The sequence below is a fragment of the Cellvibrio polysaccharolyticus genome (assembly GCF_015182315.1).
GTDB classification, from domain to species: Bacteria; Pseudomonadota; Gammaproteobacteria; order Pseudomonadales; family Cellvibrionaceae; genus Cellvibrio; species Cellvibrio polysaccharolyticus.
This window is the reverse complement of the sequence record NZ_PRDL01000001.1, coordinates 1,217,671-1,239,242: the sequence shown is the minus strand read 5'-3', so window position 1 is coordinate 1,239,242 and position 21,572 is coordinate 1,217,671. Positions and strand designations below refer to the sequence as shown.

Here is a 21,572-nt window from a genome sequence, read left to right as displayed (position 1 = left end):
GGCAGGCGTACAGCCTCCGGCAATGTTCTATCAAGCCACGGCCGGAGCAACCCCGACCGTGACACTCGGGTTTACCATTTGTAAGCCAGGGTGGCAGAATAGAAACCACCGGCGGCATTGATCGGTCCGTTGTTGACGTAGCTGTAACTCTGGAACGGCCACAAGGCGGTACTGCCCTCCGGCAATTTGGCCGGCTTTTCATCGAGCAGGTTATTGGCATTGAGGCGCAGGCTGAGGTTGTCATTAAACTCATAGCCCAATTCCAGATCCACCACCCACAAGTCACCCACACTGAATACGGTTGGTGTAGAAACCCCATTCACATTCACGCTGGTGCTGCGTTTGATTTCTCCGTAGCGCGTTGCGGTTAATGCTGCCGACCAGTTTTCCAGGCTCCAATTCAAACTGGCAATACCTTTGAAGCGCGGTGCCAGGTACAAAAGGTTGGCCTGTGACGCAGCGCTATACAAAGGAACATTGAATTGCGCCAATACCGCAGGCGTTGGGGCAATCTTTTTCAGTTCGGTTTCGTTGTAGTTGGCGGCCAGCGACCAGCGGAATTCGCCAGCGTTGCGGGTATCAAAACCACCTTCCAAGGTAACGTCTACACCTTCGGTGCGAGTGTCACCGGCGTTGATCAAATAGGAGATGCCGTCATCCGGGCCAAAGTCCGGTGATGCAGCCTGCACCAGCACACCGGAGCCTGGATGCGTGGATTCACGGAAGGTACTCAGTTGCGAAATGCGATCGTCCACATCAATGCGATACACATCCACCGCGAGGCTGATGTCATCAGCAAGTTGCGCGACCAGGCCGAGGGTATAGCTGAGTGATTCTTCCGGCTGCAAGGGTGTTGCACCGAGGGCGCGCGCTTCCGGCGAATCTACCGGCAGAGTATGGTTGGTGTTTTCGACCGTCACACCGGTGTTACGGAAGGTCAATGCAGCCAATGCAGGCGCCTGGAAACCGGTAGCGACTGTACCGCGCAACGCCAGCGAATCGGTAAATTCATAACGGCTGGAAACCCGGCCGGTAGTGATGTCGCCGAAGTCGGAATAGTCTTCAAAGCGTGCCGCCAGATCAATGACCCAGGCGTCGGTGGGATACAGAGAAACACCGGCATACAAGGCGTAGCTGTCTCGCGAATCGTCAGCAACGTCTTCCGGGCGCACACCGGTATCGGCTTGTGAACCGGCATCGGAAATAGAGATAGGCTTACCGGCGTTAGGGCCATCAAGAATTAACTGGCCACCGTGATTCCAGGACTGTTCTTCACCGGCGGTACGCTTGTAAGTTTCGTAACGGTACTCAGCACCGAAAGACAAATCGGTGGTCAAGCCGAACAAACCGCTGTCGAGTGTGCGGCTCAAATCGGCATTGTTGGTCCAGGCGGTGTATTGATAAGTGCCCAGAAAAAAGTCGGTTTTACTGGCAAGGCCATAACTCGGCGCGTTGGAATCGTATTGATAGGTATCAACATCGTCCTTGCCGTAAACGCTGCTCAAATCCCAATTCCAACCGGCGAGGTCTTCACCTTTTACACCCAGCTGTACGGAGTAATCTTTTTCTTCAACACCGGTGTAAGGCGTAAAGCCGTCTGGCCAGATTGCACGAATCACCTGGTCGCGAGAGGGAAAACGGAAGTGCTGTGCAGAGCGACCTTCACGGCCGGCGTAACTGGCGAAACCGTACAACTCGGTTTGCGCGTTCAACGGCAAACCAAAGTCGAGTGTCAGTGCCGCAAACTCGGCTTCGGCAACACCACCGGAAGCACCGAATACTTTATGACGGTCAACGGTGGCTTCACGTGGGTCTGGCGTTGCACCGGCGGGTAATTTCGGGCCGGTTGAGCGGTTGCCCACCGGCACAATCTGGTTACCGTTAGCGTCCAGCGGGAAATAAAACAGCACATCGTCCGGTACCGGGCCATCGCGGAATGCAGGTTTTTGATCGTCGTATTGCGCCGCGATATGGAAATGGCCACCGTCACCAATTTCAAAACCGGCGCGGGCAATATATTGTTGCGTGTCGCCGTCACCTTCGTAGTACTCACCGGCGCGCACAGAAACGCTACCGCCGCTGGAATCTTTTTTGGTGATGATGTTGATAACACCGGCGATCGCATCGGAACCGTAAATGGCCGAGGCACCATCGCGCAGCACTTCAATGCGTTCAATAGAGCCGGTAGGAATCAGGCCCAAATCTACCGGTGCAGAGGCCGCGAAACCACCCGCGCCCAAACGTGCGGTGGTGTGACGACGCTTGCCGTTTACCAGCACCAGTACGTGGCTGCTGTTGAGGCCGCGCAGTTGACCGGCGCGCACCACCGAGTTGGTGCCGTAACCTGGCAGGCCAGGTACGTTGAATGAGGGCAAGGTGGTGTTCAGGGTTTGCAATAAACCGGTTTGATTGGCCTGCTGAATAACCTCGTCCGATAAGACGTCAATCGGCGCGGGGCTGTTTTCAATAGTGCGATTGTCACTGACGCTACGGCTGCCCGTTACAATGAGTGTTTCCAGTTTTGAAGAGTTGGCGGCAGCCAGTGCTGCTTGTGCCGCAGTGACATTTGCCGCCGCGCCCGACTCTGCAGCGACCGATGCGCTACCCCATACGGCGAGTAAGATACCCGCGGTCAAACGATTCAATTGCATAATCTTCCCCAATACCGGTGTTAAATATGGTGTGTGATGTCGAGAGCCAGATCTGTTATCAAAAAACACCAGTAGTCCTGATTGTTCTGTGCCAACTGATACCGTCGATTTTTTTTCAGGATTTAAACGATGTGTGTTCCTGAACTGTGGGTGTGGTATTGCAGCCGTCATGCCAAGGTTGATTTATGTGAAATAATTTTGAAAAAGATGAATGGCGATAGAGGGTTAGCGGTTTTTTTTGGGGAGACTGGATTCGCTTGTGGTGTGGCGCAATTAAATAGACAGTGTTTTTTTTCACTCAACGAAAATTTGTAGTGTTGAAGAAGCAGCAGTGAAATGAGGAATGGATAAATTTAAGGACGCGTGGTTTTTAAGGAAAGGATTTAATCTTCTGCCGGAAAATACGATGCCAGTCCGTCCGTTTGTCATTATGGCCTTTGTTGTGCCAACCGCGTTGCCCTAACTCCCACCATCCCTGGCGGTCGTCCCTGAGTTGTTGGCAGGATTGCCAATAAGCACAGCGTGGCTGCCCGAAGGGCGAGCCACAGGGAAGTGGCGAGTGACTCGACGGTTTTGAAACAAAGGCCCTAACGCCAAACTTGCATTGTGCGGTTAGAAAGATTTTTAGCGAACGCTCAGATTACACCCAACGCTTTTCATTCTCCGGCCAAATGTAGTCAGCCTCCTGATGTTCCAGCGCTTCGCGGTGATCTTCAGCAACAAATTTTGGCAGTTCAAAGCCGTGATCCAGATCCAGCAGCGGCAACAAAATATCGGCTACGCGTTGCGCTTCGGAAATTAACGGCCAGCCGGAAATGATGAAGGCATCGGTGCCTTGTGCATGGAATTCATGAATTCGCTCGGCAACATTTTTAGCGCTGCCGACAATCCAGGTGCCCGCCCAGGGATGCAGAATATCGAAACCGAACGGGCTGGGGCCAACCCAGACGTTGGGGTACACCTCAAGATCGCGCAACTCCGGTAAACGACCTTCGCGCAGCGCTTGTACACGGCGCAGCAATTTCGGGTCATCGCTTTCTATTTTGGTATTCAAACCTTCCGGGCCAAGGTGACGGCTGGCGAGGCGGATCGCGGTTTCAATGCTGGTTTGATCGAGAATCCATTGCGCGTGCGCCCACGCTTCTTCTTCGGTTTCGCGCACAATAATTTGCAAGCGGGTGCCAAAGCGCAATTGACGGCCTTTTTCTTCGGCGCGTTTGCCAACCCGACGGAATTTTTCGCCCAGTTTTGGCGGAGTGTCGGCAAAGCTGAGATACCAGTCGAGTATTTTTGCAGAGTGTTCTACACCCGGCTCGGAGGTGCCTGCGCCCCACAACGGGAAGGGGTCTTTGGCGGGGCCAATCGGTTTGCGGCCTGGCGGGAATTGACGCGGTGCCAGCTTGATGTATTTACCGTCATAACCGCTGTGATCCCCGACATACAATTTTTTAAAGGCATCCCAGTATTCGTAGCTGTATTCGTAGCGCTCGTCGTGAGGGATGTGCATACCAAAACTGGCGAGCCCCTGGTCATTGCCGTTCACCGCATTGAACAACACACGGCCCTGGTTGAAGTGGTCGAGTGTTAAAGCGATTTGTGCCAGCTTGGTGGGTGAGATCAAACCCGGGTGCAAGGCAGTGATAAATTTCATGCGCTCGGTTAGCGGCGCCAGCGATGCGGTAACGCTGATAGATTCGTATTGATCGGTGGCCAGCAGTGCGCCGTAGTAGCCCAAGCGGTCAATGTTCTTTACTTGTGCTTCAAATTTTTCATAGTCATTAGACCAACTACCATGGTTTTCCCAGGGTACGGAACCGTCCGGACCACTGACATACCATAAAATTTTAACGCCCATTGCGATTCTCCTTGTTAAGAATGGCAGCGACAAAGCAACTTTCGCGCCAGACAACAAAACCCTGATAAATGCAGGGTTATAGCGGAAAAACCAACAACGATAAAAAACCGCGCTGTTTTGTTTTCAACAACCCACCAATTACTTGCACAGAAATAACCACAAGTTTTGTTGGGTTTTGTTCACAACACCTGACGGTAAACCTGCGCCGCTTTGCTGCTGCAAAGCCATCAGGTTTGTTGTGTTGAATGCAGGCTTATCTGAAAAAGAAACAGCATAAGGGCATCCGCTTGATTTACGCCGCTGCGCTATTCGCCAAAACCTTTCCGGTTTACTGGCCGCCGCAGCAATTTCCCAAGCTGGTACAGCAATTGCTAAATACCCGGCAAGCACATCCAAAAAATTTCCGGGAGTAACGACACATGCCAGTTGAATTTGTTGGTGGATTATTTCCACGCGATCAGTTAAATCCCCGCTCCGCTTATAACCGCAAGCTGGACCTTACCTGGCTGCGCGATCTTGCGCGCGCCCATGAACACGCCGATTTTGATCGGGTGCTGATTGCCAATGGCGGTGGTGATCCGCTGTTTCTTGCGGCTTATGCGGCGTCTCATACCGAAAAACTCGGCTTTATGCTGGCACACCGCCCGGCACTGGTACCACCAACGCTGGCGGCACGCACGCTGGCCACATTGGATCACACCACCGGTGGTCGTATTCGTGTGCATACCGTGACCGGCCACACCGCCGAGCCGGAACACGGCGAACAACTGCTGGATAAGAAAGCCCGTTATGAACGGGCCGATGAATATTTGCAGGTGTTGAAAAAAATCTGGACCTCGGAAACACCCTTTGATTTTGATGGAAAGTATTTTCAAATTCGCGGCGGTTTTTCGCCGATCAAACCGATTCAGCAACCGCATATTCCTATCTCGCTCGGCGGCTCTTCCGAGGCAGCTTACCATGTGGCGGTTCGCCATACCGATTTGTATGCGCTGTGGGCAGAACCTTATGCGCAAATTGCCGAGCGCATCGCCAAGCTGAAGGCGGTAGCGGCAGAGCACCAGGTAACGGCGCCACGCGTGAGCCTGTCAGCGCGGCTGATTATTGGTAAAACTGAAAAGCTGGCGTGGGAAAAGGCACACACCATTGCCGCTACGCTTAAGCAAAACAGTGTGGATGCGCCAAGGTCAGACAGAGGGCAAAGCGGCGGTGCCGAACGCCAGGTGTCTATTGCCGAACAGGGCGATCGCCATGACAAGTATCTTTATATAGGCACGGCCAGTGCGATTGGTTTTGGCACTGACTCCACATCACTGGTTGGCACACCGGAGCAAATTGTTGAGGCGCTGCTGGATTATTACGACCTTGGGGTGACCACCTTCCTGAACCGTGGTTACGAACCTTTATACGATGCTATTGAATATGGCCGCTGGATTATCGGCAGCGTGCGCGAAGAAGTTGCTCGCCGTGAGCAGTCGCAAGCAAAACAACAGGAAAAGGCGGCCTTTGCCGCGAAAGAAAAAGCTCACGCATTAGCTTGATACCAACTGGTTTGATGCTGTCCGGTTTAAGAGTAATGCAGCGCGCCTGGCTGCAATTACTTGAGACAAATCAAGCAGTGATAAAAATACAACGATACCGCAAGGATTGCCGTTTCGTTGTATTGCATATTTTTTTATTGCGACACACTTTATTATTTTTCGAGCCGGTTATTATGCTCGACCCTGTCACAAATGCTGACGATGTGTGTACTCCTGCCCAAACGGATAAACACGCCGGTTAAGCCGGTAATTTGTGACTTTTAGCATGCTTTTACCGCGCTGTTGTGGTCTGCCACTCAACCGCAAACGGAACTGCTTCCGCCCCATTTTTCACGACCATCATCTATGGTTTTATCAGCGTATTTGTTCAGCATTAATTGGATTAAGTGACATTTGCGCATCACCCACCACCACTTATACTGAGTTCGTGCACCAATGCACTTCATGTTTTGTGGAGGTTTACCATGGCACAAATGCAACAGAATCCCGGTCAAAAAACGACCCCGGCGGACAAGCAACAAGCTGCCAAACAGGATGGCAAATCGCAATCTGGTAGCGATCAAAAATCAACATCAAAACCCGCTAAGAAAGACGATCAACAAAACCGTAGCGGTAAACACTGATGCAAGTGGTTTTTCGGGAGTAATTTTTCCGAAAAACTTCAGGACAAGCATAATGGCAGCACGCCCGGTGCCAGGCAAGGATGCCAATGCTCTACCCCCGAATTTTCCTGGCAAGGCAACAGCTGGCAATGAGCCAGGTCTGGTCTACACTGGATTCTTCTACTACCCGCTTTATCACGGTAAAGATTACTACCAATGAACCAGTAAAAATTAATTCTGTGAATAGATTAATGCTGTGAATATTGGTTCTGAATAACAGGAGAACGGCAATGCAATGGTTACAGCATAATCTTGTATGGATCGCTTTGGTTTTGGCCATTATCGTCATATTTTTTATTATTTCGCGAGTCACTAAAAACGCGACCATTCATGACGAAACCACTCGCCCCAAAACCGATAAAAATTCTGCTATCCCGGAAGAAAACTATTCGTCGCTTCGGCCTGACTCGGCAGTTGATTCGAGCTTAACACCGACTTCAACGTCCACCACGATTACAGACATCCCGGTTTCATCGCCGATAAAACCACCGAAAGATTCTGACATTCGAAATCCATACAAATAAAAACCCTCAAACCGGTCAATTAACGGCTAGATTTCGAATAGCATTTTTTTTGCAAAAACACTCGATTGACAGGGGTGTTTTTGCAAACCTTCGTTATATTTATCCCCCGCTACGCATTACCAGTCTGTTTTAAAATAATCCAACCCGCTGCTTGGCATTCAACAACACGCTATCGGTGTGCTCTGTTTTAACCAGAAAAACACCTCCCTTTTTATTACCCCACCACGATCCCCCAGCCACTGCGCCATTTTTTGCGCTGTGTCACACAATGGCATGAAGCCTGCAAACCGGCGATTCTACAACAAGGAATTCGCTGACAAAGCATGTGCCCAGTCATCCGCAGGAACAGCAAAACGCCATCATGATTTATTCCAAGAGGACTTGCGCATGTCGTATGTAAACAAAAAAATTCTCAGCAGCCTTATTGCAACAGCCACACTGGGTTCGCTTGCTGCTGTTCCTGCTTTCGCACAAAACAATCAGCCTGCCGCAGCAGATTCACTGGAAACCGTGCTGGTAACCGGCACCCGCCGCAGTGACGTAACGGCACTGCAAAGTTCGGCACCGATTGATGTAATCTCTGCGGCTGCGTTAATTGAAAGCGGCGCGAGCAACCTGGGGCAGGCACTGGCCGGGTTACTGCCTTCGTTTACCTTTCCGCAAAATACCAATGGCGCTTTTGCTCAGGAAGTTCCACCGGGAGCTTCATTGCGCGGTCTCGCCTCCGATCAGGTCCTGGTGCTGGTCAATGGCAAGCGCCGCCATACCGGCTCAACGGTTACCCGCCAAAACTATGGGGCCAAAGGCGGTGTACCGGTTGATATTTCCCTGTTCCCGATTGACGCCATTGAGCGTGTAGAAGTATTGCGCGATGGTGCATCGGCACAATACGGCTCCGATGCAATTGCCGGTGTTATTAATATTATTTTGAAAGAAGCCGACGAAGGCGGAAAAATCGGTTTCCGCATCGGCGAATACAAAAAAGGCGATGGCCTGTCACGCAAGCTCAGCGGTTGGAAAGGTTTTTCATTACCGAACGACGGCTTTGTAACCGTGAGCCTGGATGCTGGCACGTCGGCAGCCGCCAACGATACCAATCCGGACAGCCGCCTGCCGGATGGCCACCCCTATAAAAACTGGCGTTTTGGTGTGGGCAATGTGCAGGATCAATACAATGTGCTGGTGAACAGCGAACTGCCGTTGAACGACAATGTGCAAGCTTATGGCTTCGCCACCTGGTCGCATAAAATCAGCGATGCCGAAGCGGCCTATGTACTGCCGAATGATCGCCGCAACCTGACAGAAATTTATCCACAAGGTTACTGGCCTTACACCCGCTATACGCTCAACGACTACGCCATTAACGGCGGCTTGAAAGTTGAGAATGATGCAGGCCATTTTGATTTCTTTGTCAACTACGGCCAAAACCAGGTTGACTCTCACTACTATCAAATTCTCAACGCCAGCTGGGGCCCGGAAACCCCCACCGACTTTTACACTGGTCGCCGCACCAATGAGCAAACCAATATCGGCCTCGATTGGGTAAAAGATTTCACCCTGCCGTTTTTGCAAAATGCACTCACCGTTTCCAGCGGCCTCGCCTGGCGCGATGAAAAATACACGCTGGATGTGGGTGAAGCAGCGGCCTGGGAAAACCGCTGGTACCCGCACCCGAGTGGCGGTTTTTATACCCCGGCATCATCCGGTATTACGCCTAACGACGCCGGGGTAATTTCTCGCGATGTGATCGGCGCTTACCTGGATTTGGAAACGCAATTGACCGATGCCTGGCAAGCCGGTGTGGCATTTCGTTTTGAAGACTATTCGGATTTTGGCAACACCAGCAACGGCAAGTTAACCACCCGCTACGACTTCACCCCGGAATTTGCACTGCGCGCCAGTTTCAGTACCGGCCACCGTGCACCGTCACTGGTACAGGCAGGTTTTCAAGGTTCTGGCACCCAGTTTGTTGAAGTATCACCCGGACAATTTACTGCCGTACAACAGCGCACCTTGCGCGCCGACAGTGACATTGCCGCTGCGCTGGGCGGCAAACCGCTGGAAGCAGAAACCTCTGACAATATTTCTGCCGGCCTGGTATGGCGCCCGCTGGAGCGCACCAGCATCACCCTGGACGCTTACCAGATTGAGGTAAAAGAACGCGTTACGCCGTCTGAAAACCTCAGTGGCAATGATGTTATTACCGCGCTGGAAAGAGTAGGGATTTACAACGTTAACAGCGCGACCTTCTTTACCAACCTGCTCGACACCCGCACCCGTGGTGCTGAACTGGTGGCAAAAACGCGGCTGGATATTGCTGGCGGCCAACTCGATATAAATTTTGGCTACGCCTGGAATGAAACGGAAATTACCAACATTCGTAATGTCGGCAATTTCTCCGGCACGCGCATTATTGGTCGAGCTGCACAAGGTGTGCTGGAAGATGTTACACCCAACAATAAATACACCCTGGGTATCGCTTACAAAATTGGTAACTGGAATGTGAATTTCAATAACCGTTTCTATGGCGAATATACCAGCCGTTCTACCGCAGCCGCCAACGACCAGACCTTCTCGTCCCAGGCGATTAGCGATCTGGATATTGCTTACCGCTTTGATAGCGGTGTGCGACTGGTAGTGGGCTCATCCAATATTTTTGATACCCGCCCCGACAAGTTGGCCAGCACCGGTACCGGCGCTTATGGTATTGCCAAGTACAGCACGGCGTCTCCGGAAGGCCATCAGGGTGCGTTTTATTACAGCAGTGTCAGTTATGAGTTTTGATGACTGCGGCTCTATTTTTTCTGCTTTCAATCAGAAATCAGCAATGGTCTTAACACCGTCATGATGCGAGTTTGGCGTTAGGCTCTTTGTTCCAAAACCGTCGGGTCATGGACGACCGCCATGGATGGCGGGAGTTAGGGCAATGCAGGAGCTATTGCCGTTGACCCGTCGGAGCCACAGGGGTGGAGTGTGCATAAAGCAAAACATGTTTTGCGCGCACGGAACGACAATCATCTGTGATGATTGGCCGGCTCCGCTTGCGGATGTTCATGCGTTTTTGGAACAAAGTTCCTAAGGACAAACGGACAAATGGCACCGCTTTTAAATTTCGGAATCTGTCACCCGCTTTTCGAGATATACCGATATCTGCTCTTCTTAAAATTATTTCTACAACTCCAGGACCAAAACATGTCCACCTCCAAACACCAATCCATCTTCCTCGTCGCCCTGCTCTGGCTTTCCGGCAATACCCTGGCAAGCGGTAGCGGCGATATTGCCCAACAACTGGATCGTCTGAATGTGCTCGGCAGCGTGCTATATATTGCCGCCCACCCGGATGACGAAAATACCCAGCTGCTCACCTGGCTGGATCAACACCGGCACTTGCGCACCGGCTACTTATCGCTGACGCGCGGCGATGGCGGGCAGAATTTGATTGGTAGCGAACGCGGGGCATCATTAGGCATTATTCGCACCCACGAATTACTGGCGGCGCGCAAAATTGATGGCGCAGAACAATTTTTTACCCGCGCGGTTGATTTCGGTTTTTCCAAAACATCCAAAGAAACCCTGTCCTTGTGGGACCGGGAAAAAATTCTCGCCGATGTGGTGTGGATTATTCGCAATTTCCAACCCGATGTGATTATTACCCGCTTTCCGGCTGACGCCCGCGCCGGGCACGGGCATCATCAGGCGTCTTCCATCCTTGCTCAGGAAGCCTTTCGCGCTGCCGCAGACCCGACACGATTCCCGGAACAATTAACCTGGGTAAAGCCCTGGCAGGCGAAGCGTATTGTGTGGAATACCTGGTTGCGGTTTTTGGATAGCGGCGATACCACCAGCGATGACCAGCTGAAAAAACAGATCGGCGGTTTGAATGTGCTGACCGGGAAACACTACGGTGAAATTTCCGCAAAAAGCCGTGACCAACATAAAAGCCAGGGCTTCGGTTCTGCCGTCAATCGCGGCATTCGACGCGAGCATTTTGCTCACCTGGACGGAACGCCAGCCAGGGCGGATCTGTTTGAAGATATCCACACCGACTGGTCGCGCATTGCGGGCAGCAGCGGCATTGAAAAAAAAGTCCGGCAATTACAAAAAGCCTTTGAACCGCATCATCCGGAAAAACTGGTTAAACCGCTTTCGCAGTTACTGACCCAATTGCGTCAATTACCGGATTCGCCCTGGGTGAATTATAAGCGCACACAAGTAGAAAACCTGCTGTTGCAGGTGGCGGGGGTTCATGTAGAAAGTTTGGCAGAGGGGCGAGAGTACGCTGCGGGCGACAGCTTGCAGGTCATTACTGAAGTGCTTACCGAAAGTCCTATTCCGGTAGCCGTTCGCCTGCTCGATAACTCACACCAGGCAGGGCAACAACCGCCTGCAGATGCGCAAGTACTGCAACCCGGCGAGATAGCCCGCCTCAATACCCGGTTGCAGCTGGTGCACACGGACCAACCTTATTGGCTGGAAAAACTGGATAGTGAATATACCTGGCAGGTAGATGATCAGCAGCTGATTGGTTTGCCGGTTAATAACAACCGGGCGCAGGTACATATTGAGCTGAATATTGCCGGGCAGCTCGTCACGGTTGCCCGTGAGGTGCAGCATAAGTATGTTGATCCGATTCGCGGCGAAGTGTACCAGCCGATTCAGGTGGCACCGCCGGTAACGGCGACACTGGATGCGCCCGTGTACCTGTTCAACCATAACCGCGAGCAGGCTATCACCGTGCGGGTACATGGCTTTGCCCGTATCAGCGGACAGGTTCGCCCGGTGATACCGGAGGGCTGGCAAGTGACACCGCCAACACAGCCCTTCCATTTTGAAAAATCCGGCGAGCAACAGGTGTTGCGGTTTACGCTGCAACCGCCAGCAACCGCCAGCAGTGACGATCTGCGCATTGCGTTGGAAACCGGCCAGCAGGTGTATAACCGCGGGTTAACCCGCATTGCTTATGAACATATTCCGGTTACCAACTGGTACCCGGAAAGCCGCGCCCGGCTGGAGAAACTGGATATAAACATCAGCAAGGCCCGCATTGGTTATTTCGCCGGACCTGGTGATGAAATTCCTGCGGTGTTGCAACAGCTGGGTTATGACATTGATATTTTGAACAGTGCAGCGCTGGTCGCCAATGCAGAACCGCTCAAGCTGCTGCAACACTACGACAGCCTGATCACCGGCGGTCGGGCTATTAATGTCGATGCCGACCTTCGACAGTTGCTACCGGTTTTGCATCAATACATCGAACAGGGCGGTGTGCTGGTCAGCCAATACAATACGCTCGCCAACTTGCCGGCCGGTGGCATTGGCCCCTACCCGTTTACCATAAGCCGTGACCGCATTACCGAAGAGCGGGCGGCAGTGACTTTTCTGCAAGCGGATCACCCGTTGCTCAATCACCCCAATAAAATTACCGCTGCGGATTTTAATGGCTGGGTACAGGAACGCGGGCTGTATTTTGCGCGAGATTACGACCCCCGCTACACCGCGCTGCTGGCTTTTAATGATGAAGGCGAGCAAACCTTGCACGGCGGGTTGCTAACCGCAAATTACGGCAAGGGCCGCTTTGTCTATGCACCGCTGTCGTTTTTTCGCCAGTTGCCGGCCGGGGTGGCCGGGGCGACGCGGTTGTTTGCCAATGTGATTGCCCCGCGCACCGAGTAACCGCCGCTGGCATAAGCATATAAACAAACAGTCCTTCTGCTTTTTGGTCTGCTTGCTACCATGTTTGCTTTGCCCATTCGCAAGGAGCACCAGTGCAAGCGGATCATATTGAAATGATTATCCATCTCGGTGGTGCCCTGCTGGCAGGGGGTGCCATTGGCCTGGAAAGAAGTTTTCATGGCCGCCCGGCGGGTTTTCGCACCCATGCGCTGGTGTGTGTGGCGTCCAGTTTGTTAATGATGGTGACCTTTTTTCAATCCCGCTGGATGCCTGCCGATGTGGTGAATGAAACCGTTCGCGCTGACCCCACGCGCATGGCGCAAGGCATTATGACCGGCATCGGTTTTCTCGGCGCCGGGGTTATTTTCAAGGAAGGCTTCAGCGTGCGCGGCCTGACTACCGCCGCATCCATCTGGATTACCGCCGCCATTGGCATTCTGATCGGGGTCGGCTTCTACTTTCCCGCCCTGCTGGCGACGCTGGCAACTCTGGGTATTTTGTCGGTCTTTCGCCATATTGAGGCGGTGATGCCCGGCCAATGCTACGTTCACCACAACATCACCTTTGCCCGCGACCGCATTATTCCCGAAGCCGAGCTGCGCACTCTGTTGCAACAGCAGGGTTTTGCCATCGCCAATACCAGTTACCGGCTGCTGGAAGATGACCGCTTTCAATACCGTATGGTGATCCGCACCGGGCGCATCGACAATGTAGCCAGGCTCACCGAGCTGTGGCGGCAGAACCCGGAAGTGCTCGAATTCTGTATCTCACCTACGGGGGATTGACGGTTATAAGCTAAATCCGCGTCTGGTTATAAGCTTGCGATCTTTTATTATTTCACCCCTTGCGGGTTTATCCCTACTATACCTCTCATCAACTGCTGTTATTGACAGCGTCCCTTCAACCAACCCTTAACCTTCCATTCATACAAAACGGAAAGACAGACACGCCAATGTGCCAGTTATTGGGAATGAATTGCAGATTACCAGCCACCATCGATTTTTCGCTTGAAGGTTTTCAGGCGCGCGGTGGACTGACCGATGAACACAAAGATGGCTGGGGTATCGCCTTTTTTGAAGAGCACGGCTGCCGTATATTTCTGGATCACCAACCGGCTGCGCACTCACCGTTACTGACCGCGATCCGCGCCCAGCAGATCAAGTCCCGCAACGTGATTGCTCATATTCGCAAAGCGACCTACGGTGAAGTGACCCTGCGCAATTGCCACCCGTTCAAGCGTGAGCTGTGGGGTCAGTCCTGGATTTTTTCGCACAACGGTGATTTGCATAATTTTCACCCGGTGCTGACTGGCCGTTTTACCCCGGAAGGTGAAACCGATAGCGAGCGCGCGTTCTGCTTTATTATGGAGAGAATGGCTGCTGCATTTCCTAAAGCGACCCGGGATAACCCGCCCGCATTGGATGACTTGTACTCACTGTGGCAGACCCTGGCCGACGAAATTGCAGCCTTTGGTGTGTTTAATGTGATGCTGTCGAACGGCGATATTTTGTTCACGCATTGCTCGACTAACCTGGCGTATGTAGAGCGCAGTTATCCGTTTACGCAGGTGACGTTGATTGATAGCGATGTGAGCCTGGATTTGAATGCGCATAATTCACGGGAAGATCGCATGGTGGTGATTGCGACCAAGCCGCTGACCCGTAATGAACATTGGATTATTTGTGAGGCGGGCGAGAGCCTGGTGTTTAAAGATGGCCTGCCTTTGCTGGGAAGTCATTTGCACGCAAAAAAGCTGTTAGCGGCGTAACTGTCCAGGAAACCTCTGTCTCCGGCGTTGCTGCCGCAATCCTGTTCGGGGAAGGAGTTCCACAAGCACTTTAAGCAAAAGCCCACATCATGTGGGCTTTTTTTATTGGTCGACGGTATTGTGGAGGTAATGCCATTTATTCGTTCGGTGTCAGGAAACTTGCTCCAAAACGCGTGAACATCCACAAGCGGAGCCGGCCATCCATCGCAGATGGCGGGCGTCCCTGACTCGACGGTTTTGGAACAAGCTTCCTGACACCAAACTCGCCCGTTATCGCTCCGATACTTACGAAAATTCAGGATTCTATTACCGGTAACTTTTTTTGACCTATATTCTCATACCAATCATATCTGCTTTAATCAATTCCGCTGAAAATATATTTCCCCGATTCATCATTCCTTCCGCTTCAAAAAAAACAAGGTATGAGACAAATTGTCGCATGAGTAGAAAACCGGAAAAAAGGTGGTAGATTTTTCACAGGTGCATTACCGATGCAGCATGGCAATACGCAGTAATTTTAATTTCCACACCAATAGCCGAGCGAAAAGATGAAATTACTTTTTGTTGATAACGACATGGATTTTGTTGCGACGCTATGCCCGCAGCTTACCCGGCGAGGTTTTAGTGTTTATACCTCTCACGACAGCAAAGCGGCTTTGGCAGTGGCGACAAAGGAGATTCGTTTTGCGTTACTGGAAACGGTATTGGAAAAACCGGATGCCGGTATTGCACTGATTGCGGAGCTGATAAAAATAAACCCGTCGATGCAAATAGTCGTGTTGACGCGGCAACCTGGCATCGCGGCTGCAGTGTTTTCATTTAAAATGGGCGCGCGGGATTACTTGTTAAAACCGGCGGATGTTGATGACATCATTAACGCTTTCGATATCGAGGAAGGCGCTGACCTGGGTAGCAGCACCAATATTCTTTCGCATATGGAGTGGCAGAATATCAAGAAAGCACTGGATGCCTGCAATGGCAACATTTCCGAAACGGCCCGCTCTCTGTCGTTACACCGGCGCACCTTGCAACGAAAAATAGCCAGATACAGAAAATCTGAATCCGGCTCAATGAATACTGACAATCTATCTGCCTGACATTTTATCAATCAGTTTTCGATAGTCGTCTTCCGAACAATCCTGACACAGTCCTTTGGCAGGCATCAGTTTGTAACCTTCCATGGTGTGTTTTAGCAACACCTCGTTACCCTGCACCAACCGTGGCGCCCAGGCTTCTTTATCGCCGGTTTTCGGGGCGTCCATCAGTCCGGCTTCATGGCACATTTTGCAGGAACGATTGTACTTCCCTTCAATAATATCGTCGGCCATCGCGATGGGTGCCGCTGCCATTAGCGACAGCAAAGAAAAAGCGCTGCATACTCTAATCATTATTTCTTCTCCTTTTTGGTAGAGAAAAATTATTGCGCAGCACGGCGGTAATGTTAATGCGACAAAGTGTCGCAACCTTCACAACAGGGTTTATCAATACCTGCGGCATTTTGCCACATTCAGAAAAACCACTTTTTATGATTTCATTTCACGTTTTTACATTCAGGGAAATTGGAAATGAAACTGATAAAACCCATGTCATTATTATTTATTGCATCGGCACTGACGGCTTGCGGCGGTTCAGGCTCCGGCACAAAAATAGAATCCGGCAATTCGTCTTCAGCTATCAGCAGTTCTTCAAGCAGCCAGGCCAGTAGTATTCCCAGCAGTTCAAGTTCTTCAGCAGCCAGTAATGGCAAGGTTGCGATTGAAATTCCCTTTGAAGCTTTTGCAGGCACTACGCCAATCAGTTGCGACGCATTACTGGATGGGCTGGGTACGGTGGGCACGTCCGGCCGTATTGCAGACTTCCGTTTTTATGTGCACAACCTTGTGCTATTAACTGCATCCGGTGAAACCTTGCCGATTGAACTGGATGAAACCGATTTGCAAACTGCCAATGTCGCGCTGCTGGATTTTCGCAATAAATTGGGCTCCGGTGCTGCTGCTTGCCAGGGCGATGAGAACCCGGCCATGAATAAAAGCGTGAAAGGTAAAGTCACTTTGGGCTCCCATACGATTGCCGGTGTGCGTTTTACGCTCGGCGTACCGGAAACGCATAACCATGCTGACCAAACCAGGGCAACAGGGCCGCTGAAAAGCCCGGGGCTGGCATCCGGGATGAACTGGGGTTGGAACGTAGGTTATAAATTTACCGGCCTCGATATTTTTACCGATGTTGCCATTACTCGCCCCGGCAGCCCGGAATGGACCAGTAACCGTTGGAATATTCATCTGGGTAGCACCGCCTGTACCGGTGATGCCATTAGCGGTGAAAAAGTTAGCTGTGCACAACTGAATCGCGCTGACATTACGCTGGATGGATTTATGCCCGGCAAGTCCCGCATCAAACTGGATTACGCCGCCATTGTTGCACGCAGTAATCTCGGTGCAGATGAAGCCGGCCCGGCGGGTTGTATGTCTACGGTGTCTGATCCGGAATGTGCCGAGGTATTTACCAGCTTTGGCCTGGTGCATCCGCTCGGTACCACCACCAACGCACCGATGCAAACCGCATTTTCCTTACTCAATAATTGATTGAGCTTGAAGCAGGACGAATTCATGTTTCGAGCACTGATCACATCGTTTGCTGCACTGACTTGCTGCCTGTTGGCAGGGTGCCCTACCGGCAGTGAAACGCGCATTGATGACGAAGGTGCATCCGCGTCCGGATTCGACTGGAGGGTGCCCGTCGGGGTGCCCTTGCCCGTTGAACCGGCAGACAACACCATGAGTGAAGAAAAATTTCAGCTGGGCCGTCATTTGTTTTACGACACGCGCCTGTCGGGCGGTGGCAATATCAGCTGTGGCTCCTGCCATCATCAGGACAAAGCCTTTACCGATGGTCTGGTGCGATCTTTTGGTTCAACCGGTGAGCAACATCCTCGCAATGCGCAACCGCTCACCAACGTTGCCTGGATGACAACCCTCACCTGGGCCAACCCGTCACTGGCAACGCTGGAGCAACAAATTGTTGTGCCTTTGTTTGGCGACAGGCCCATCGAACACGGCATTAACGAAAGCAACCATCACATTATTCTCGCCGTTATCCGTAACGATCCGGTTTACCAACGCCTTTTCAGAGCGGCGTTTCCCGAGATACCCGAGGCCCTGCAAAGCGAAGAAGCCTGGAGGCATATTGTCGCCGGGTTAGCGAGTTTTGTACGCGGGCTGGTCTCATTTGATTCTGCCTTTGACCGTTATTCGGCAGGCCAGCTCACTGCCATGAATGAAAGCGCCAGACGCGGCATGCAGCTTTTTAATGGCGAACGGTTGGAATGTTTTCATTGCCATGAAGGCTACAACTTCACCAACTCAACCCGCGATCGCTCCATGACCGTGGTAGAGCGGCCTTTTCACAACACCGGTCTTTATAACCTTGATGGCCGTGGTGCTTACCCGGAAGAGAACACCGGTGTTTATGAAGTGAGCGGGCGCGATTTTGAAATGGGTGCGTTTCGTGCGCCGTCATTAAGAAATATCGCGCTGACCGCGCCCTACATGCACGACGGCACCATCGCGTCGCTGGAAGAAGTGGTTCGCACCTACGCTGACGGCGGCAGAAATATTACCGGGGGTGAATTTACCGGCGATGGCCGCATCAATCCGCTCAAAGACAGTTTCATTGCCGGGTTTGATATCAGTGAAGCGGAAATTCAGGACGTGATTGCTTTTCTGGAATCCCTCACCGATGAATCTTTTGTCACCAACCCGCGCTTTGCCAATCCATGGGAGCCTCTGTGAATTCAATGACAAAAATTTCTCTTGCGTTAACCGCTGAGCTGCTGTGTTCATCTGCCACTGCACATACCGTTATTAGTAATAACGCAAGCAACCCTACCACGCTGGATGCAGGCGTTTCTGTCAGTTGGCGTTCAGACGGCGTGGTCGGTGACCAGCAATATTGGCGCATTCCCGGCGCACTGATGGGCGGTGAATCCTGGCCGGTTAAATCCGGGGTAGACGTGGATGAAGCCTGGCTGGCATTGGCTCACGCGATTAATGATGAGTTTTATGGCGTTATGAAAGCCGGTATCCATGCCGGTGGCGACGATCATGGCGGCATGGAGCTGGAACATGTTTACCTCGGCTGGAAAGGTGTGGATGCCTGGTCAGCGTTCAATGTAGAAGCGGGCCGAATGTCTGCGGCGTTTTCTCCTGGTATTGCCGAACACGCCAGCACCCGGTTGTTTAGCGAATCCGCATTAGCGCTGGATGCTTTTTTGGGAAGGCACTTTCACGATGAAGGTATCAGGGTTATCTGGACGCCGGTAAATGGCATTACCTCCGGCATTGAGGTCTGGCGAGGCAAAGCGTTTCCGGCAACGCCAACCGGTAACGATGGCAGTTCGGATATTTTTGCACGCTACGACTGGCAAGGCGAAACTATCGGGTTTACGGCGGGAGCCTGGTGGATGCAAGCCGACGCCACATTGCGCAGCGACCATCGCTACGGTGGCGAACACCAGCACACCGGTTTGTTCCGCCCATTATTCAATGATGTGCGCTTCAGCGGTGAAACCCGACTCGGTGGTTTACACGGCAAACTTTCCTGGAAAATATCCAACGCATTGAGCTGGTCGGCTGAGGGGGAATGGATGCGCGTTCAGGCAGACGGCGATTTAACCGATGGCATACGCTTTTCAAGTATCAACGCCGATTACACCGGAGGCTGGTTACAATCTTCGCTGCAATGGAAACAACACCGTTTTTCTCTGCGCGGAGAAGAGCTGGTGCTGGAAAATTATTTGAAAGGCCCCGGCGCACCGCAACTGGCCAAAGATGCCGCGCTGGTAACGACTGGCGAAAACCCTCACCGCTGGACGTTGGGCTGGCACTGGCAATTTCAAAACAGCCTGGCACTGCGTTTGGAAGCGGTGCAAGACAACAGCATACTGCAGGATGATTCACGCCTGGTTGTTGGCATAGTATGGCGCGAAGGTATCTGGCCACGTCGCTAGTATTTTATCCACATAAAAAACCCTGACACCGAACGGCAATTCAGTGTCAGGGTTTAATGTTTTTAACAATTACCGCTGAAAATTACTCTGTATTCTTTTCAGCAACCTCCAGCCATTCTTCTACCGAATGCTCTTCGGCATTACCCGTTTGCAAGGCAAAGAGTTTGGCGTAAAGGCCTTTCTCGTGTTGTAGCAATTGTTGATGATTGCCGCGCTCGAGAATTTCGCCACTGCGCATCACCAGAATGGTATTGGCACTCATCACCGTACCCAGGCGGTGCGCAATAATCACTGACGTACGACCGGTGACCAGTTTTGCCAGGCCTTTTTGTACCAGATGCTCCGATTCCGAATCGAGCGCGCTGGTCGCTTCATCGAGAATAATCAGTTGCGGATTTTTCAAAATAGCGCGAGCAATGGCAACCCGTTGCTTTTCGCCGCCGGACAAACGCACGCCGCGCTCACCCACCACGGTTTCGTAGCCTTTTTCCATGCGCTGAATAAACTGGTCGGCGTTGGCTGCTTTGGCCGCTTCCACCACTTGCTCCTCTGACGCATTGGGACGAGCGAAGGCGATGTTTTCGCCAATGCTGTCATTGAACAGGGCTACGTCTTGCAGTACCACGCCCATCACCGCACGAATGCTGCGCTGTTGGTAGTCCCGCAAATCCACGCCATTGATCAGAATGCGCCCTTCGCTCACATCGTAAAAACGCATCAGCAATTTCACAATGGTGGTTTTACCACTACCGCTGCTGCCGACCAGTGCCAGGGTATCGCCAGCGCCTACGTAAAAATTGATATGGCGCAGCGCGTATTCATCCTTGCCGGGGTAACGAAAGCTGACGTTTTCAAACGCGATAGATTCCAGATGCGTTAACTGATGCGCGTTGGGGTGGTCTTCAATTTCACTGTCAACATCCAGCAGCTCGACCAAACGCTCGGCGGCGCTTTCAATCTCGCTTGCCTGGTTGATCTGCCGCGAAACCGGTGAAATGGCATTGATCAGGTTTTGCGATAAGGTCAACACCAGCAGAATATCGCCGGTGGTAAATTCACCATGCAAGGCGCCACGGGTAATAACCACGACCGCAATAAAAATACCAAAGGTATTCACAACGTTTAACGCCTGCTCGGAGCGCCATTGGGTTTTGTGCAAATTACCCCGCGCCACCAGCCACTTGGCCTGAGTTTCGTCGTAGCGTTGTTTGACGGCAGCTTCGCCACCGAAGCTGCGCACGGTGGCAATGTTACTGACCATCTCTGCCAGCAAGCCGCTCATGCGCCCGGCGTATTCCTGCCAGCCACGGCGGTGCGGTTTGGTCCAACCGACGGTGCGCCAGGAAATCCAGAAATTGATCAGTACTACCACCAGCATTAACCCGCCGACCACCGGAATTTTAATCAGCAGCACCGCCAGAATAAAAACCATTTGCAGCACACTGGCCAGCGCGCCTTCGGTCAATGAGGACAACCACATGGTGATGGTGGTGATATTGCCAAACCGGTCCATAATTTCACCGGCACGGGTTTTCTCAAAGTAGTCGATCGACTTGCGGGTCATATTGTCGAACACCCGCTGGCGAAAAGTACTGACGGTTTGCAACCACAAATCATCGGCCTGCTTGTTTTGCAGAGCAGTAAAAATTACCACACCCAAACGCAGCCCCAGAAACAACAACAGCAACCACATGACGGTGCTACTGGCTTGTTCAAAGGTAATGGTACCGGCCATCATTCTCGATATAGCATCTACCACACCCTTATAAATATAAGGAGTTGCAGTGCCGATAAACCCCAACGCCGTTCCCACCAGAATTACCGCAACCAGACGGCCACGGTATTCCGGGATGAACTGAATCGTTCTCCACAAATTTTTCATCAGTTGCC

The 21,572-nt window shown here is 52.0% G+C and carries 17 protein-coding genes; 12 read left to right on the top strand and 5 right to left on the bottom strand.

Features of this window, described 5'->3' with window-relative positions; translation table 11 throughout:
• Window positions 1-71 precede the first annotated feature (71 nt).
• The 3 genes from C4F51_RS05220 to C4F51_RS05210 all read right to left on the bottom strand — a co-directional run bounded on the left by C4F51_RS05220 (window position 72) and on the right by C4F51_RS05210 (window position 4,902).
• Window positions 72-2,651 carry a TonB-dependent receptor plug domain-containing protein gene (locus C4F51_RS05220; RefSeq protein ID WP_193907789.1) on the bottom strand — a complete coding sequence of 860 codons (2,580 nt, stop codon included), beginning with the start codon at window positions 2,649-2,651 and terminating at the stop codon, window positions 72-74.
• A 640-nt stretch (window positions 2,652-3,291) separates the two neighbouring features.
• Window positions 3,292-4,506 (bottom strand): LLM class flavin-dependent oxidoreductase, encoded by a 1,215-nt coding sequence (locus C4F51_RS05215; RefSeq protein WP_193907787.1) that lies wholly within the window; start codon window positions 4,504-4,506, stop codon window positions 3,292-3,294.
• Between the two features lie 138 nt (window positions 4,507-4,644).
• On the bottom strand, window positions 4,645-4,902 hold the full coding sequence (locus C4F51_RS05210; RefSeq protein WP_193907786.1) for a hypothetical protein: 258 nt from the start codon (window positions 4,900-4,902) through the stop codon (window positions 4,645-4,647).
• Between the two features lie 23 nt (window positions 4,903-4,925).
• On the opposite strand from C4F51_RS05210, the gene C4F51_RS05205 reads away from it, so the two are divergent.
• From C4F51_RS05205 to C4F51_RS05165, 9 genes are all read left to right on the top strand, one after another.
• The gene (locus C4F51_RS05205; RefSeq protein ID WP_193907785.1) at window positions 4,926-6,047 is read left to right on the top strand and encodes an LLM class flavin-dependent oxidoreductase; all 1,122 of its coding nucleotides are present in this window, start codon (window positions 4,926-4,928) and stop codon (window positions 6,045-6,047) included.
• A 464-nt stretch (window positions 6,048-6,511) separates the two neighbouring features.
• Window positions 6,512-6,670, top strand: a complete 159-nt coding sequence (locus C4F51_RS05200; protein ID WP_193907784.1) for a hypothetical protein — start codon at window positions 6,512-6,514, stop codon at window positions 6,668-6,670.
• 52 nt (window positions 6,671-6,722) lie between these two features.
• The gene (locus C4F51_RS05195) at window positions 6,723-6,869 is read left to right on the top strand and encodes a hypothetical protein (protein WP_193907783.1); all 147 of its coding nucleotides are present in this window, start codon (window positions 6,723-6,725) and stop codon (window positions 6,867-6,869) included.
• Between the two features lie 70 nt (window positions 6,870-6,939).
• Window positions 6,940-7,233 carry a hypothetical protein gene (locus C4F51_RS05190; RefSeq protein ID WP_193907782.1) on the top strand — a complete coding sequence of 98 codons (294 nt, stop codon included), beginning with the start codon at window positions 6,940-6,942 and terminating at the stop codon, window positions 7,231-7,233.
• A 387-nt stretch (window positions 7,234-7,620) separates the two neighbouring features.
• Complete coding sequence (locus C4F51_RS05185) at window positions 7,621-10,017, top strand: TonB-dependent receptor plug domain-containing protein (protein WP_193907781.1); 2,397 nt, start codon at window positions 7,621-7,623, stop codon at window positions 10,015-10,017.
• Window positions 10,018-10,425: 408 nt separating this feature from the next.
• On the top strand, window positions 10,426-12,906 hold the full coding sequence (locus C4F51_RS05180) for a PIG-L family deacetylase (protein ID WP_193907780.1): 2,481 nt from the start codon (window positions 10,426-10,428) through the stop codon (window positions 12,904-12,906).
• Window positions 12,907-12,998: 92 nt separating this feature from the next.
• Window positions 12,999-13,691, top strand: a complete 693-nt coding sequence (locus C4F51_RS05175; protein ID WP_328701313.1) for an MgtC/SapB family protein — start codon at window positions 12,999-13,001, stop codon at window positions 13,689-13,691.
• Window positions 13,692-13,858: 167 nt separating this feature from the next.
• Window positions 13,859-14,674 carry a class II glutamine amidotransferase gene (locus C4F51_RS05170; RefSeq protein WP_193907778.1) on the top strand — a complete coding sequence of 272 codons (816 nt, stop codon included), beginning with the start codon at window positions 13,859-13,861 and terminating at the stop codon, window positions 14,672-14,674.
• 548 nt (window positions 14,675-15,222) lie between these two features.
• Complete coding sequence (locus tag C4F51_RS05165) at window positions 15,223-15,771, top strand: response regulator transcription factor (protein ID WP_193907776.1); 549 nt, start codon at window positions 15,223-15,225, stop codon at window positions 15,769-15,771.
• On the opposite strand, the gene C4F51_RS05160 is transcribed toward C4F51_RS05165, so the two are convergent.
• The gene (locus C4F51_RS05160; protein ID WP_193907774.1) at window positions 15,760-16,062 is read right to left on the bottom strand and encodes a c-type cytochrome; all 303 of its coding nucleotides are present in this window, start codon (window positions 16,060-16,062) and stop codon (window positions 15,760-15,762) included. The two genes, C4F51_RS05165 and C4F51_RS05160, sit on opposite strands and share 12 nt — an antisense overlap.
• A gap of 177 nt (window positions 16,063-16,239) precedes the next feature.
• Between C4F51_RS05160 and C4F51_RS05155 the strand changes: the two genes are divergently transcribed.
• Genes C4F51_RS05155 through C4F51_RS05145 form a run of 3 tightly spaced genes read left to right on the top strand, consistent with a single transcriptional unit; the run spans window position 16,240 to window position 19,682 of the window.
• Entirely contained in the window at window positions 16,240-17,259 is a 1,020-nt protein-coding gene (locus tag C4F51_RS05155; protein ID WP_202987622.1) for an MbnP family copper-binding protein, read from the top strand.
• A 24-nt stretch (window positions 17,260-17,283) separates the two neighbouring features.
• Window positions 17,284-18,465, top strand: a complete 1,182-nt coding sequence (locus tag C4F51_RS05150) for a methanobactin export MATE transporter MbnM (RefSeq protein ID WP_193907772.1) — start codon at window positions 17,284-17,286, stop codon at window positions 18,463-18,465.
• A gap of 5 nt (window positions 18,466-18,470) precedes the next feature.
• On the top strand, window positions 18,471-19,682 hold the full coding sequence (locus C4F51_RS05145) for a hypothetical protein (RefSeq protein ID WP_193907770.1): 1,212 nt from the start codon (window positions 18,471-18,473) through the stop codon (window positions 19,680-19,682).
• 82 nt (window positions 19,683-19,764) lie between these two features.
• Here the strand turns inward: C4F51_RS05145 and C4F51_RS05140 are convergent, their stop codons facing one another.
• On the bottom strand, window positions 19,765-21,564 hold the full coding sequence (locus C4F51_RS05140) for an ABC transporter ATP-binding protein (RefSeq protein WP_193907768.1): 1,800 nt from the start codon (window positions 21,562-21,564) through the stop codon (window positions 19,765-19,767).
• Between the last annotated feature and the right edge of the window lie 8 nt (window positions 21,565-21,572).

Coding starts and splice junctions, on each gene's coding strand:
- C4F51_RS05160 (WP_193907774.1), bottom strand. CDS start 16,062: ATGATTAGAGTATGCAGCGCTTTTTCTTTGCTGTCGCTAATGGCAGCG.
- C4F51_RS05140 (WP_193907768.1), bottom strand. CDS start 21,564: ATGAAAAATTTGTGGAGAACGATTCAGTTCATCCCGGAATACCGTGGC.
- C4F51_RS05195 (WP_193907783.1), top strand. CDS start 6,723: ATGGCAGCACGCCCGGTGCCAGGCAAGGATGCCAATGCTCTACCCCCG.
- C4F51_RS05170 (WP_193907778.1), top strand. CDS start 13,859: ATGTGCCAGTTATTGGGAATGAATTGCAGATTACCAGCCACCATCGAT.
- C4F51_RS05185 (WP_193907781.1), top strand. CDS start 7,621: ATGTCGTATGTAAACAAAAAAATTCTCAGCAGCCTTATTGCAACAGCC.
- C4F51_RS05215 (WP_193907787.1), bottom strand. CDS start 4,506: ATGGGCGTTAAAATTTTATGGTATGTCAGTGGTCCGGACGGTTCCGTA.
- C4F51_RS05145 (WP_193907770.1), top strand. CDS start 18,471: ATGACAAAAATTTCTCTTGCGTTAACCGCTGAGCTGCTGTGTTCATCT.
- C4F51_RS05180 (WP_193907780.1), top strand. CDS start 10,426: ATGTCCACCTCCAAACACCAATCCATCTTCCTCGTCGCCCTGCTCTGG.
- C4F51_RS05205 (WP_193907785.1), top strand. CDS start 4,926: ATGCCAGTTGAATTTGTTGGTGGATTATTTCCACGCGATCAGTTAAAT.
- C4F51_RS05165 (WP_193907776.1), top strand. CDS start 15,223: ATGAAATTACTTTTTGTTGATAACGACATGGATTTTGTTGCGACGCTA.
- C4F51_RS05200 (WP_193907784.1), top strand. CDS start 6,512: ATGGCACAAATGCAACAGAATCCCGGTCAAAAAACGACCCCGGCGGAC.
- C4F51_RS05155 (WP_202987622.1), top strand. CDS start 16,240: ATGAAACTGATAAAACCCATGTCATTATTATTTATTGCATCGGCACTG.
- C4F51_RS05220 (WP_193907789.1), bottom strand. CDS start 2,651: ATGCAATTGAATCGTTTGACCGCGGGTATCTTACTCGCCGTATGGGGT.
- C4F51_RS05150 (WP_193907772.1), top strand. CDS start 17,284: ATGTTTCGAGCACTGATCACATCGTTTGCTGCACTGACTTGCTGCCTG.
- C4F51_RS05190 (WP_193907782.1), top strand. CDS start 6,940: ATGCAATGGTTACAGCATAATCTTGTATGGATCGCTTTGGTTTTGGCC.